13 protein-coding genes are annotated in these 12,658 nt (G+C 63.1%); 9 read left to right on the forward strand and 4 right to left on the reverse strand.

The window, feature by feature from the left end; all coding sequences use genetic code 11:
• Window positions 1-2 precede the first annotated feature (2 nt).
• The 4 genes from efp (at window position 3) to BLP76_RS17840 (ending at window position 3,557) form a co-directional block, all read left to right on the forward strand.
• Complete coding sequence (gene efp / locus BLP76_RS17825; protein WP_092816444.1) at window positions 3-566, forward strand: elongation factor P; 564 nt, start codon at window positions 3-5, stop codon at window positions 564-566.
• A gap of 16 nt (window positions 567-582) precedes the next feature.
• Window positions 583-1,377: an inositol monophosphatase family protein gene (locus tag BLP76_RS17830; RefSeq protein ID WP_092816446.1), complete on the forward strand. Its 795-nt coding sequence runs from the start codon at window positions 583-585 to the stop codon at window positions 1,375-1,377.
• Between the two features lie 83 nt (window positions 1,378-1,460).
• Window positions 1,461-2,525, forward strand: a complete 1,065-nt coding sequence (locus BLP76_RS17835; RefSeq protein ID WP_244514661.1) for a flagellar motor protein MotA — start codon at window positions 1,461-1,463, stop codon at window positions 2,523-2,525.
• Between the two features lie 3 nt (window positions 2,526-2,528).
• Window positions 2,529-3,557: a peptidoglycan -binding protein gene (locus BLP76_RS17840; RefSeq protein WP_092816448.1), complete on the forward strand. Its 1,029-nt coding sequence runs from the start codon at window positions 2,529-2,531 to the stop codon at window positions 3,555-3,557.
• Window positions 3,558-3,585: 28 nt separating this feature from the next.
• Here the strand turns inward: BLP76_RS17840 and BLP76_RS17845 are convergent, their stop codons facing one another.
• From BLP76_RS17845 to BLP76_RS17855, 3 genes are all read right to left on the reverse strand, one after another.
• The gene (locus tag BLP76_RS17845) at window positions 3,586-4,239 is read right to left on the reverse strand and encodes a HepT-like ribonuclease domain-containing protein (RefSeq protein ID WP_092816450.1); all 654 of its coding nucleotides are present in this window, start codon (window positions 4,237-4,239) and stop codon (window positions 3,586-3,588) included.
• Complete coding sequence (locus BLP76_RS17850) at window positions 4,236-4,670, reverse strand: RusA family crossover junction endodeoxyribonuclease (RefSeq protein ID WP_092816452.1); 435 nt, start codon at window positions 4,668-4,670, stop codon at window positions 4,236-4,238. The genes BLP76_RS17845 and BLP76_RS17850 overlap by 4 nt, the downstream gene beginning before the upstream one ends.
• A gap of 78 nt (window positions 4,671-4,748) precedes the next feature.
• Window positions 4,749-5,567 (reverse strand): DUF2189 domain-containing protein, encoded by an 819-nt coding sequence (locus BLP76_RS17855; protein WP_200170594.1) that lies wholly within the window; start codon window positions 5,565-5,567, stop codon window positions 4,749-4,751.
• 249 nt (window positions 5,568-5,816) lie between these two features.
• Between BLP76_RS17855 and efeU the strand changes: the two genes are divergently transcribed.
• The 4 genes from efeU to efeO (BLP76_RS17875) are packed head-to-tail and all read left to right on the forward strand — an operon-like array spanning window position 5,817 to window position 10,070.
• Window positions 5,817-6,683, forward strand: coding sequence for an iron uptake transporter permease EfeU (gene efeU, locus BLP76_RS17860; RefSeq protein WP_092816454.1), 867 nt, complete (start codon window positions 5,817-5,819; stop codon window positions 6,681-6,683).
• 31 nt (window positions 6,684-6,714) lie between these two features.
• On the forward strand, window positions 6,715-7,857 hold the full coding sequence (gene efeO / locus BLP76_RS17865) for an iron uptake system protein EfeO (protein WP_244514662.1): 1,143 nt from the start codon (window positions 6,715-6,717) through the stop codon (window positions 7,855-7,857).
• Window positions 7,857-9,188: an iron uptake transporter deferrochelatase/peroxidase subunit gene (gene efeB / locus BLP76_RS17870; protein WP_092816458.1), complete on the forward strand. Its 1,332-nt coding sequence runs from the start codon at window positions 7,857-7,859 to the stop codon at window positions 9,186-9,188. The genes efeO (BLP76_RS17865) and efeB overlap by 1 nt, the downstream gene beginning before the upstream one ends.
• Before the next feature lie 45 nt (window positions 9,189-9,233).
• Window positions 9,234-10,070, forward strand: coding sequence for an iron uptake system protein EfeO (gene efeO, locus BLP76_RS17875; protein WP_092816460.1), 837 nt, complete (start codon window positions 9,234-9,236; stop codon window positions 10,068-10,070).
• Between the two features lie 150 nt (window positions 10,071-10,220).
• Here the strand turns inward: efeO (BLP76_RS17875) and BLP76_RS17880 are convergent, their stop codons facing one another.
• Window positions 10,221-12,029 (reverse strand): ABC transporter transmembrane domain-containing protein, encoded by a 1,809-nt coding sequence (locus tag BLP76_RS17880; RefSeq protein ID WP_244514663.1) that lies wholly within the window; start codon window positions 12,027-12,029, stop codon window positions 10,221-10,223.
• Between the two features lie 209 nt (window positions 12,030-12,238).
• Here BLP76_RS17880 and rpmE point away from each other — a divergent pair, with 209 nt between their 5' ends.
• Window positions 12,239-12,460, forward strand: a complete 222-nt coding sequence (gene rpmE, locus BLP76_RS17885) for a 50S ribosomal protein L31 (RefSeq protein ID WP_092816464.1) — start codon at window positions 12,239-12,241, stop codon at window positions 12,458-12,460.
• Window positions 12,461-12,658 lie beyond the last annotated feature (198 nt).

The raw sequence follows: 12,658 nt of genomic DNA on the forward strand, positions 1-12,658 counted from the left end.
CGATGAAAATCAGCGGTAACGACATCCGCCCGGGCAATGTCATCGAATATGACGGCACGCTCTGGGTGGCGGTGAAAACCAATAAGGTGAAACCCGGCAAGGGGCCGGCCTACAACCAGGTCGAACTCAAGAACCTGATCGACGGGCGCAAGCTCAACAATCGCTTCGGTTCCGACGAAAAGGTCGAGCGCGCCCGCATCGAAACCAAGGACTTCCAGTTTCTCTACAAGGATGGAGACGTGCTGGTGTTCATGGATTCCGAGAGCTACGAGCAGATCAATCTCGCCGAGGAATTCGTCGGAGAGCGCGCCGCCTTTCTGCAGGACGGCATGACGGTGACCCTCGAAATGCATGAGGAGAAGCCGATCGGTATCGCGCTTCCGGACCAGGTGGTGCTCGCCATCACGGAGACCGAGCCGACCATCAAAGGCCAGACGGCCGCTTCCTCCTACAAGCCGGCGATGCTGGAAAACGGTGTGCGCGTGATGGTGCCGCCCTTCATCACGGCCGGTGAGAGGATCGTCGTCGACACCAACGAGATCGCTTACATCAAGCGGGCCGAGTAGGTACGGCTCACACGACATGGCAAGATCGGCAATTCTCAATGTGATGGTGCGCGCCGCCACCAAAGCGGGGCGCGTGCTCGCCCGCGACTTCGGCGAGGTCGAGCATCTCCAGGTGTCGCGCAAGGGGCCGGCGGATTTCGTCAGCGCCGCCGACCGGCGCGCGGAGGAAATCATCCGCGAGGAGCTCGAGCGTGCGCGGCCCGGCTATTCCTTCCTGATGGAGGAATCGGGCGAGAAGATCGGCGAGGATCCCCAGCACCGCTGGATCGTCGATCCCCTCGACGGCACCACGAACTTCCTGCACGGCATTCCGATGTTCGCCGTCTCGATCGCGCTGGAGCGCCAGGGGCGGCTGACGGCGGGGGTCATCTACAATCCTGTCACGGACGAGCTCTATACCGCGGAGCGTGGTTCAGGAGCCTTCTTCAACGATCGACGCCTGCGCGTCGCCCAGCGCCGCATCTTTGCGGAGACGGTCATCGCGACCGGCATTCCGCATTTCGGCCGCGGCGAGCACGGGCCGTATCTGCGCCAGATCGCGGCGGTCATGGCGGAGGCAGCCGGTATCCGGCGGTTCGGCGCGGCCGCGCTCGATCTCGCCTGGGTCGCATCCGGCCGCTTCGACGGCTTCTGGGAGAGCCATCTGTCGCCCTGGGATATGGCGGCGGGCATTCTCCTCATCCGCGAGGCGGGCGGTTTCGTCACCGACATCAAGGGCGGTGATGCGATGCTCACCTCCGGCACCATCGTTGCCGGCAACGAGGCCGTGCACCAGCATCTCGCCGGATTGCTCAAGGGCGCTGGCGGATAAATCGCCGGAATCGGCCGCGACTGTTTCGTCCTTCCGGCAAATCACGCTAGATTGGACCAAAGCGCGGCCGAACCCTGGATAATATGGCGAAAGAATACGATCCCTACCGGCTCTCTTCGCCCCGAATCTTTCTGGTTCGGATGCTCATCTTTCTGGTGATCGCGGCTTTCGTGCCGCTCATCCTGTATCGCCAGATCGCCGTCGGTTTCATGTCCAATCCGGGCCTCAACGGGCTCATCATCGGCGTTCTTCTGATCGGCGTGCTGCTCGCCTTCCGCAGCGTCGTCATGCTGATGCCGGAAGTTCATTGGGTGAATTCCTTCCGCCGGCAGGAAGTCGGCGTTTCCGATGCTTCACCGCGGCTTCTCGCGCCGATGGCGACGCTTCTGCGTGACCGGCGCGAGGCGATGCTGTCGACCTCCACCTGGCGTTCGATCCTCGATTCCATCGCCACGCGCCTCGATGAAAACCGCGAAATCCTGCGCTACCTGACGGGGCTTCTCGTCTTTCTCGGCCTTCTCGGCACGTTCTGGGGGCTGTTGCGCACCGTCGGCTCGGTCAGCGAGACGATCCAGTCGCTCAGGGTCGATTCCGGCGAGGCGGGGGTCATCTTCGAGGATTTGAAGGCCGGGCTCGAAGCGCCGCTTTCCGGCATGGGCATCGCCTTTTCGTCCTCGCTTTTCGGTCTCGCCTCCTCGCTCGTTCTCGGCTTTCTCGATCTGCAGGCCGGGCAGGCGCAGAACCGTTTCTATACCGAGCTCGAAGACTGGCTCTCGACGATGACGGACCTTGAGGATTTCGACCTCGAGGATGCCGAGACCGGCAGTACCGTGCAGGAGATCCGCCTCGCGGTGGAACGCCTGTCGCGCAATATGGAGGGCGGGGGACGGCCTTCGATCGCGGCGATGGCCAATCTCGCCGAAGGCATCCAGGGCCTCGTCCAGCATATGCGCAACGAGCAGCAGATGGTGCGCGACTGGATGGAGGGGCAGGCCGAACAGCGCGAATATCTGCAAAACACGCTCGATGCCATTGCCGAGCGCCTCGGCCATGACGGGGCCGAGGCCAAGACGCGGCGGATGCGCGAGGAAGACAAGCCTTATCCGCAGCGTATGCCGGGCCTGACGGAAACCGGCAGGGAGCGCTGATCCATGGCGCTCGCGCGCGCACGGCGCATGCAGCGCACGGATTACTGGCCGGGCTTCGTCGACGCCATGGCGACGCTGTTGCTCGTCTTCGTCTTCCTGCTCACCGTCTTCTTCATCGCGCAATTCTTCCTCTCCCAGGAGATTTCCGGGCGCGACGAGGTGTTGAACCGCCTCAATGCGCAGATCGCCGAATTGACCGAGCTTCTGGCGCTCGAGCGCACCGACAATCGCGACATGACGGAGACGATCGCCTCGCTGCAGGCGAGCCTTTCGACCGCCGAAGGCGAGCGCGACAGGCTTCAGGGGCTGTTGTCGTCCTCATCGGGTGCCGCCGGCGAGGCGGAGGAGCGCATCTCCGGGCTCACGAGCAAACTCGCCGACGAAAAAGAGGTGAGTCAGCGCGCTCTGGCGCAGGTCGAGCTTCTCAATCAGCAGCTTTCCGCGCTTCGCCGGCAGATCGCGGCGCTGGAAGACGCGCTCGAAGCATCCGAAACGCGCGACCGGCAGAGCCAGACCAAGATCGCCGATCTCGGCCGACGGCTCAACGTGGCGCTCGCCCAGCGGGTGCAGGAGCTGTCGCGCTATCGCTCCGACTTTTTCGGGCGGCTGCGCGAAATCCTTGCCGGGCGCTCCGACATCGAAGTGGTGGGTGACCGCTTCGTCTTGCCCGCCTCCGTGCTCTTCCCGACGGGCACGGACGAGATCACCGATTCCTTCAAGCCCGATCTCAACGAGCTCGCCGACGCCATCAAGGAGCTGGAAGCGGAGATCCCGAAGGAGATCAACTGGGTGATCCGCGTCGACGGCCACACCGACAAACGCCCGGTCTCGGGTACCGGACGTTTCCAGTCGAACTGGGATCTTTCGGCGGCACGCGCGATCGCGGTCGTACGCTATCTGATCGACCAGGGGGTGGAGCCGCAACATCTCGTCGCCGCCGGATTTGGCGAATACCAGCCGCTCGACGAGGGCGATACGGAAGCCGCCTATCGCAGAAACCGGCGGATCGAGTTGAAGCTGACGGAGCGGTGAGGGAAGGCCGCGCCCTCAGTGAGCTTCGTTACTGCTCTCCGGTCGATAAGGCCTCTTCGATCGCTGCCAACACGATCTCAACGTCTTTGTCCGTCGGCTCGGCCTCGACGTCTCCATGCACGATACGGTTGCGAAGACCGATGAGCCTGCGCAGGTTTTCTTCCGTCCTCTGCGAAATATGCCCCTCCATGGTGAGCGATTGCACCACGGTTCCGGGTGTGCGCGGCTTGCCGTTATGGATTGTGCCAAGGGCGTTCAAAGTGGCTTCGAGCAAAGACCACGCCATGACAAACGCAGCGCGTGTGTCTCCCGTTGAAACGAGCTCGCGTGCTTCATCTAGGCGCTTGCGGATGGTTTCGGGCGACGCGGTGCGGACGTGAAGCGGCGGCTTTTCACCCATCGAGAGGATCGCTAGCGTCCAGTCGGGATGCCCGTCGAACAAGCGACTGATCCTCTGCAGGGAGACTTTGTGCGACGGCTCGTGGCGCTTGACTTCGATTGCGAGGTTAATGCCGGGCTTCTTTGCCAAGGCGTCCGGTGCATAATCGCCCAAGAAAGTGGGTAACTGCGAGCGGTCGGGTCCGATTGTGAACGTGAAGCCTTCGGCTTCATAGCGGGGCCTTACGCTTTCGAGGAAGGCGATTGCCTCCTGCTGCGGTGAGGCGTGAGCCGCCGTACTCATTGAAACCTCCTCCAGTGCAGATCATCCTCAACGCGTATGTAGATGACCGGAGGCTCCATATCCAATGCGAAGGCAAGTTGTTCGGTTGGTGCCACGCATTGCCAGTCTTCCTCTGGTTCGAACTTCTGTGCCGCTATCCGTTCGACAGAGCGGTCATCCAGATAAGAGACGCCTTTCATCGCGTCGACGATCGGCTTGACGATATTGTCGATATCGCCCTCCATCGGATCGCTCGGAAAGTAATAGATCGTTACAGCGAGAGGACGATCGTCGAGCAACGCGGCTTGGTATACTTGCTCTCTCCGAGACAGCGTCGCGTCTCTCACCCGCTGTTTCCAGGCTTCACGGTGTGCCGAACTCTTCGACTGAAGCGAGATCGGCGTGCCGCGCAGCACCACTTCGATTGGGTAGAGGCTTTCTTCGTCCGCCATCCGGGCAGCTCAGTCATTCTCAATCGTGGATTGAATAGACTATTCGATGCTGTCTCGGGAGGCGATGCGCTCATACACTTACGACGGCGGCAATGGTGACGCAGGAGACGAGTTCGAACCCACCGCGCGCTCGAAGAGATGCCAGGTGGCGTGGCCCAAGACCGGCAGGACGATAAAGAGCCCGAGGAAGGTCGGCGCGAGGGCCAGGAGGGTGAGCGCGCCGACGATGACGCCCCAGGCGAGCATCGGCCCCGGATTCTTGCGCACCGCCTTGAAGCTCACGATCATCGCCGAGACGAAGTCGAGCTCCCGGTCGAGGAGGAGCGGCATGGCGATCACCGTCGATGAGAAGAGGACGAGGGCCAGGAAAGCGCCGACGGCTGTGCCGACGAGGAGAAAGCCCAGCCCTTCCGGCGTCGTGGTGACGACGTTGAAAAAGTCGGCAAGGCTCGAAAAACTCTTGAAGCCAAGGAAGAGCGCCAAAAGCAGACGCACCTGATAGATCCAGACCCAGAAGATGAAGAGGATGACGAAGGCCATCCAGCTCATCTGCCGCTGGCGCTGGCGGGAGACGGTCGTCAGCACGCGCCGCCATCCCGGCCTCTCGCCGCGGGCGCGGCAGCGGCTCACCTCGTAGAGCCCGGCGGCCACGAAAGGACCCAGCAAGGGGAAGCCGACGCCGAAAGGCAGGATCATCCACGGCATGTCGAGAGCGATGAGGAGGCCGAGGACGACGAAGCCGCCGGCCACGAAGATCGCCGCGAAAAACAGGCCGTAGAGGGGCTCGGCGAGGAAATCCGCAAACCCGTCTTTGAGCGCGGCCTTGAGATCGCCGAAGCCGATCTCGCGGACATCCGGCATGCGTGGCACCTCGGCCGCACGCGGCTCTCCCGTCATCGTCACAGCGCCCCTCCCAGGACATTATGGATTGTCGCAGCGGCCGTTCCGGCTCGTCTTACTAAAAATCTAGAGCGGTTCTCGTTTTGACGGAAGCTCTTGTCGCGAATGGTGGATGGACGGGGGCGGAGGAGAGGCCTGCCGCGGCGCGAAGGCACCCCGTTTTGAAATTCGACTCTTTCGAAATTTAATTATTGCATTTCAAAGTCAGATTTTTTAGCTGTGCCCGTGATCTTCCAAAGGACGGGTATGCTCGCTTCCTTCCTCATCATGCTGCGCGAGGGCCTCGAAGCCGCTCTGGTGACCGGCATCATCGCGACCTATCTGCGCCAGACGGGGCGTTCGGCATGGATGCCGCTTGTCTGGGTCGGGATTTTTCTCGCCGTCGCGCTGTCGCTTTTCGTCGGTGCCGCCCTGCAATGGGTGAGCGCGGAATTCCCGCAGAAATATCAGGAACTGTTCGAGGCCTGCGTCGGCCTCGTCGCCGTCGTCATCCTGACCTCGATGGTCTTCTGGATGCGCAAGGCCGCGCGCTCCATCAAGGCGGAACTGCACGATTCCATCGATGCGGCGCTGTCCGCGCCCAAGGGTGCGGCCTGGGCGCTGATCGGCCTGGTCTTCTTCGCGGTGGCGCGGGAAGGCCTTGAATCGATCTTCTTTCTTCTCGCGATCTTTCAGCAGAGTTCCGGCCCTGGCGTGCCGCTTGCTGCCCTTGCCGGCGTGCTTGTTTCCGTCGCCGCGGGCTTTGCCATCTACGCGGGCGGGCTCCGCCTCAATCTCCGCCGCTTCTTCCGCTGGACGGGCGTCTTCATCCTCTTCGTCGCCGCCGGCATCCTGGCGAGCGCGCTCGGCAATCTGCACGAGGCGGGGCTGTGGAACGGGCTGCAGACGCCAGCCTACGATCTCAGCCGCGTTCTGCCGGTCTCCAGCGTCGTCGGCACCATCCTTTCCGGCATCCTCGGCTACCAGGAGAGCCCGAGCGTCGGGGAAATCCTTCTCTACGTCATCTTCCTCGGCGTGAGCCTTTTCTTCTTCCTGAAGCCTCCACGGCCAGGGAAGGAGGCGAGCGTCTACGCGCCGAGCCCAGCCACGGAGCGTCCCAATGCCGGCGCCTGAGCCCCAGCCCAAAACGCCTCGTTCGGGGCTCATGACCCTTGCCATCGCCGGTGCGGCGCTTCTCGCCATCGCCGGTGGCGCGGCCTTCTATTATGCGAGCCAGCATGCCGCGGGGCAGGCAGACACGACCGATCAGTTCCGCGTCGCCGTCAGCGCCACGGCCTGCGAGCCCAACGAGATCACAGTGCCCGGCGGCAAGCGCTCGTTTGAGATCGTCAACACGTCGGAACGGCCGATCGAATGGGAGATTCTGGACGGCGTCATGGTGGTGGCGGAGCGCGAGAACATCGCGCCGGGCTTCAAACAGACGCTGACGGCGCAGCTTCGCCCGGGTGATTATGAGATCACCTGCGGCCTTCTCTCCAATCCGCGCGGCATTCTGCATGTGACGGAATCGGAAGAGGCAAGAACTGCGGCGAGCACGGTCGGCCTTAGAAACTTCCTGGGGCCCCTGTCGGAATATAAGGTCTATCTCGTGCAGCAGGGGATGGCCGCCGTTGCCGCCAGCGAAGAGCTCGCTGCGGCGATCAAGGCCGGCAATCTTCCCAAGGCGCAGGAGCTTTGGGTGGCAGCCCGGCTTCCCTATAAGCGCGTGGAACCGGTCGCCTACCGCCTGTCGGATCTTGAAAACGCCATCGATCCGGTCGCGGATTATCTGGAAAAGCGCGAGGCCGACCCGGCTTTCACCGGCTTCCACCGTCTCGAATACGGGCTTTTCTTGCAAGAGACGACGGAGGGGCTCGCGCCCGTCGCGGACGAACTCGTCGCCGATATGAGCGAGCTCAAATCGCGGCTCGGCAAGCTCAAGCTCGATCCGGCGCTTTTGATGGCGATCCCGGGCGACATGGCGCGGCAGCTGTCGGACGGAAAGATCAAGGCCGGCGAGGACCATTACGCCCACACCGATCTTGACGATTTCGCCGCGAATTTCGAGGGCATCGCCAAGATCACGCGGCTTCTGCAGGTCGTCGTGGAGCCGGTCGATCCGGCTCTCGAGAAGGAGATCGAGACGAAGTTGACGGCGGTGGAGACGAAGCTTTCGGAGCTCTCCGGGCCTGAAGGCTACCCGTCCTATGAGAGCGTCGACGAGGCTGAGCGCGCTTCCCTTTCTAAGGCTTTCCAGGAGCTCGCCGACGTCCTCGACCGGCTCGACCAGGTGATCGGAGTGAGCTGATGACAGACAAAACCAAAGACAACGGCAATCATTCCGGCTTCGGCTGCCCCTTCACAAGCCGCCGTCAGGTGCTTTTCGGCCTCGGAGGCGCGGGCAGTGCGCTTGCCTTCGGAGCCTTCCCGGCACGAGCCGAAGAGGGGGACGGCCATCAGGTTACCGACGCGCCGACGGGGCTCAACAGCACGTTGGAAAGAGTGCCGTTCTACGGAAAGCATCAGGCAGGGATCGTCACGCCGCGGCCGGCAACCGGCATCATGGCCGCCTTCGACGTCGTCGCGCGCACGCCGGAGGATCTGGAGACGATGCTGCGCAAGCTGACGGAGCGCATCGTCTTTCTGACGCAGGGCGGCGAGGTGCCCGAGCTCGATCCGAAGCTGCCGCCGCCGGATTCCGGGATTCTGGGCCCGGTCGTCGCGCCGGACAATCTGACCATCACCGTCGGGCTCGGCGCCTCTTTGTTTGAACGGCGGGAGTTTTTGACGCCCCTGAAGCCGCGGACGCTTCAGCGGATGACGCAATTTCCGAACGACGCGCTCGATGCAGAGCGCTGTCACGGGGATCTCTCGCTGCAGTTCTGCGCCAATCTTCAGGACACCAACATCCACGCGCTGCGCGACATCGTGAAGAACCTGCCGGAATATCTGGTGCTGCGCTGGATGCAGGAAGGCGATGTTCCGGTCATTCCGCCAAAGCCCGACGGGGAGACGGAAAGCGCACGCAATTTCCTCGGCTTTCGCGACGGTTCCGCCAACCCGGATTCCAACGATGGCATTCTCATGCAGAAGGTCGTGTGGGTCGGCGAGGGCGACGGTGAGCCGCAATGGGCGCATGGCGGCACCTATCAGGCGGTGCGCATCATCCGCAATTTCGTCGAGCGCTGGGACCGCACCCCACTCAAAGAGCAGGAAGAGATCTTCGGGCGTAAGAAGGACAGCGGCGCGCCCTTCGGCGGGACGCGCGAAAGCGATGTGCCGGATTATACGCGCGATCCGCAGGGCGAGCTGACGCCGCTCGATGCCCATATTCGGCTTGCCAATCCGCGCACGCCGGAGGCCGACGACAATCTCATCCTGAGGCGGCCGTTCAATTATTCGAACGGCGTCACGAAGTCCGGCCAGCTCGACCAGGGGCTCCTTTTCATCGCCTATCAGGCGGATCTGGAGAAGGGCTTCATCGCCGTTCAGACGAAGCTCAATGGCGAGCCGCTGGAGGAATACATCAAGCCCGTCGGCGGCGGATATTTCTTCGTCCTGCCTGGGGTCTCGGGCCCCGACCGCTATCTCGGACAGGACCTCATCGAAGCGGTTTCAACCGCCGATACGCCGATCTGAACCGGCCGCCATCTCAATCGACCTAGGGAAAGGAAAGATACCCTTATGAACTTCACCCGACATCTGCGCGCAGGCGCCCTGGCATTCGCCCTCAGCACCACGGCTCTCACCGGGGCCATGGCGCAAGACGCCTCGCTCGACCTCGTTGAGCCGCTCGCCCAATACAAGATCTACGTGGCCGAAAACACCGCAGAGCTGGTGAAGGATACTGAGGCCTTCGTCAAAGCGATCAAGGACGGCGATGTGGAGAAGGCGAAGGAGCTCTTCGCCCCGACGCGCACCAGCTACGAGGCCGTGGAGCCGATCGCCGAGCTCTTCTCCGATCTCGATGTCTCGATCGACGCCCGTGCCGACGATTACGAAAAGGGCGAAGAGGATCCGACCTTCACCGGCTTCCACCGCCTCGAATACGGGCTGTGGGAAGAGGGCTCGACGGAAGGGCTCGACGAATATGCCGATCAGCTGATGGAAGACGTGAAGGAGCTCAACAGCCGCATCAACGAACTCACCTTCCCGCCGGAAACGGTCGTCGGCGGTGCGGCGGCGCTCATGGAAGAGGTTGCCGCGACAAAAATCTCGGGCGAGGAAGACCGCTACAGCCGCACCGATCTGTGGGATTTCAAGGCGAATTTCGACGGGGCCTACAAGATCTTCGATCTCTTGAAGCCGGTCCTGGAAGAGAAGGATTCCGAGGAGTTCCTGAAGACGGTGCAGGGCAATTTCGACGACGTCTATGAGGTGCTCGAAGAGTACGAGACCGACGAGGGCGGCTACGTCTCCTACACGAAGCTCAGCGACGAAGATCGCAATCTCCTCTCCACCAAGGTGAATACGCTGGCGGAAGACCTTTCCACGCTGCGCGGCAAGCTCGGCCTCGGCTGAGCTCTCTGCGGAGAGTGGGAAAGGCCGTCTTCTCCGACGGCCGCTCACGACACGCGTGAAACAGGAAGCCCCGCTGCGGTTGGTCCGCAGCGGGGCTTTTTTCGATCGATGTCTCGGATGGATATCGCGAGAAGCGGCTTAGGCGCCTGCCTATTCGGCGGCGGCAGATTCCGGCTCGCGGCCGCCGTCATTGAACTGCAGCTCGGCGAGGCGCGCATAAAGGCCGCTCTTGGCAATGAGCGTCTGATGCGTGCCTTCCTCGACCAGCGCGCCATTCTCCATCACGAGGATGCGGTCGGCATTGCGCACGGTCGCCAGCCTGTGGGCGATGACGAGGCTGGTGCGATCCTTCATCAGCGTTTCGAGCGCGGCTTGAACGGCGACCTCGCTTTCCGCGTCGAGCGAACTCGTCGCCTCGTCGAGGAGGAGGATGGGCGCATCCTTCAACAGCGCGCGGGCGATCGCGATGCGCTGCTTCTGGCCGCCCGAAAGCGTGATGCCGCGCTCGCCGAGCACCGTGTCGTAGCCTTCCGGCAGGGCGCGGATGAATTCGTCGGCATGGGCGGCCTTGGCCGCCGCCTCGACGGCTTCGCGGCTTGCGGTTTCGTTGCCGAAGCGGATGTTGTCGAAGGCTGTGGCCGCGAAGATCGCCACGTCCTGCGGAACGAGCGCGATGCGGCGGCGCACCTCTTCCGGGTCGGCCTCTGTGATGGGAACGCCATCGACCATGACGGAGCCCGTCTGCGGGTCATAAAAGCGCATGAGGAGCGCGAAGACCGTCGATTTGCCGGCACCCGAAGGCCCGACGATCGCCACCCGTTCGCCCGCTTTTATGTCGAAGGCGACGTTGTGGAGAACCGGACCTGAGCCTTGCGGATAGGCGAAGGAGACGTCGTCGAAGTGCACCTCGCCGCGCGCCGGGGTCGGCAGGGCCACAGGATTTTGCGGCTTCTTGATTTCCGGCTCCGTCTCCAGAAGCTCGACGATCCGCTCCGTGGCGCCGGCGGCCTGGCTGATCTCGCCCCAGACCTGGCCGATTTCGCCGAGGCCTGCGGCCGCAAACACCGAGTAAAGCACGAACTGGCTGAGGCGACCGCCCGTCATGGTGCCGTCGACGACCGCCTGCGCGCCCCACCAGAGGACGATGACCACGCTCGCGAAGACGATGAAGATGGCGAAGGCGGTAAGGGCCGCGCGCGCCGCCGTGGCGCTGCGGGCGGCCTGGAAGGCATCCTCGATGCGCACGCCGAAATAGCGCCGCGCCGGGGTCTCCTGATTGAAGGCCTGAACCGTGCGCACGCCGGAAATCGCTTCCGAGGCATAAGCGGAAGCTTCCGCCAGGCGATCCTGGGCAAACCGCGAGCGCTGACGCACGCGCCGCCCGAACCACAGGATCGGCACGACGATGAATGGGATCGCAGCAAGAACCAGCGCCGACAGGCCCGGGCTCGTCACCACCATCATCACGACCGAGCCGAGAAACATCATGATGTTTCTGAGCGCGACTGAGGCGGCGAAGCTAATCGCGGCCCGGATCTGGGTCGTGTCGGCGGTGAGGCGGGAGAGGATCTCGCCGGAGCGCGCCGTGTCGTAGAAGCCTGCCGAAAGCTGCATCATCCGCGTGAAGAGACCGTCGCGTAGATCTGCGACAATGCGCTCACCGAGCGTCGTGACGAGATAAAAGCGGGCGGCGCTCGCACCCGCCAGGACCGCCACCACCACCAGCAGCATGGTGAAGTAACTGTCGATGAAGCCGACGTTATCGGCGGAGAAGCCGAAATCGACGACGCGCCTCACCGCCATCGGGATGGCGAGCGTTGCCAGTGTCGCAAGGATCAGCGCCGCAAGCGTTGCTGCGACGCGTCCGCGATATCTGGCGAAATAGGGAACGAGCGCCTTGAGAGGGCGCAACGACGAGCGGCCGGCCTTGCGGGGCCTTTTAGAAGAGCGATCGGTCATTTGTTTTTGCAGGGAGCACGATTGGACATGTGGTGCAAGGGTTGCCGCACGGACTTGATAGCGCATCCCGGCTTCTGTATATCGCCTGCGACAATTGCCTTTCTGCGCGGCGACAGCCGTGGCGTGACGATGGGCGCAGCGACGAAGGGCACGGGCCTTGGGCGAGAGCGCCGAAGGCAGGCGGGCCGCTCCAACCGACGAGACGAGACATGAAGAAAGACATCCATCCGGATTATCATCCGGTCAAGGTCGTGATGACCGACGGCACGGAATACTGGACCCGTTCGACCTATGGCGAGGACGGTGCCTCGCTGCAGCTCGACATCGATCCGTCGACGCATCCGGCATGGACCGGCGGCGGCCAGCACCTCATCGACCGCGGCGGTCGCCTGTCGCGCTTCAAGAACAAGTACGCCGGCTTCCTCGGCTAAGTCGCGTTGGCCGCTCCTCTGGGGGCGGCAAGACACGGCAGCCGGACAACGCCGCCTGCGTTCGTCGAATGCCAGAATCGAAAAGGCCGCTCCGAAGGGGCGGCCTTCAGACTGCTGACGAACCCCGTCATTTTTGGCGGGGTTTGTTTTTTGTGGTGATGCGGATCGCTGCTCGATTTTGTCTGTCTACGTCGAAGC

This window comes from Afifella marina DSM 2698, assembly GCF_900102695.1.
In the GTDB taxonomy this organism is placed as follows: Bacteria; Pseudomonadota; Alphaproteobacteria; order Rhizobiales; family Afifellaceae; genus Afifella; species Afifella marina.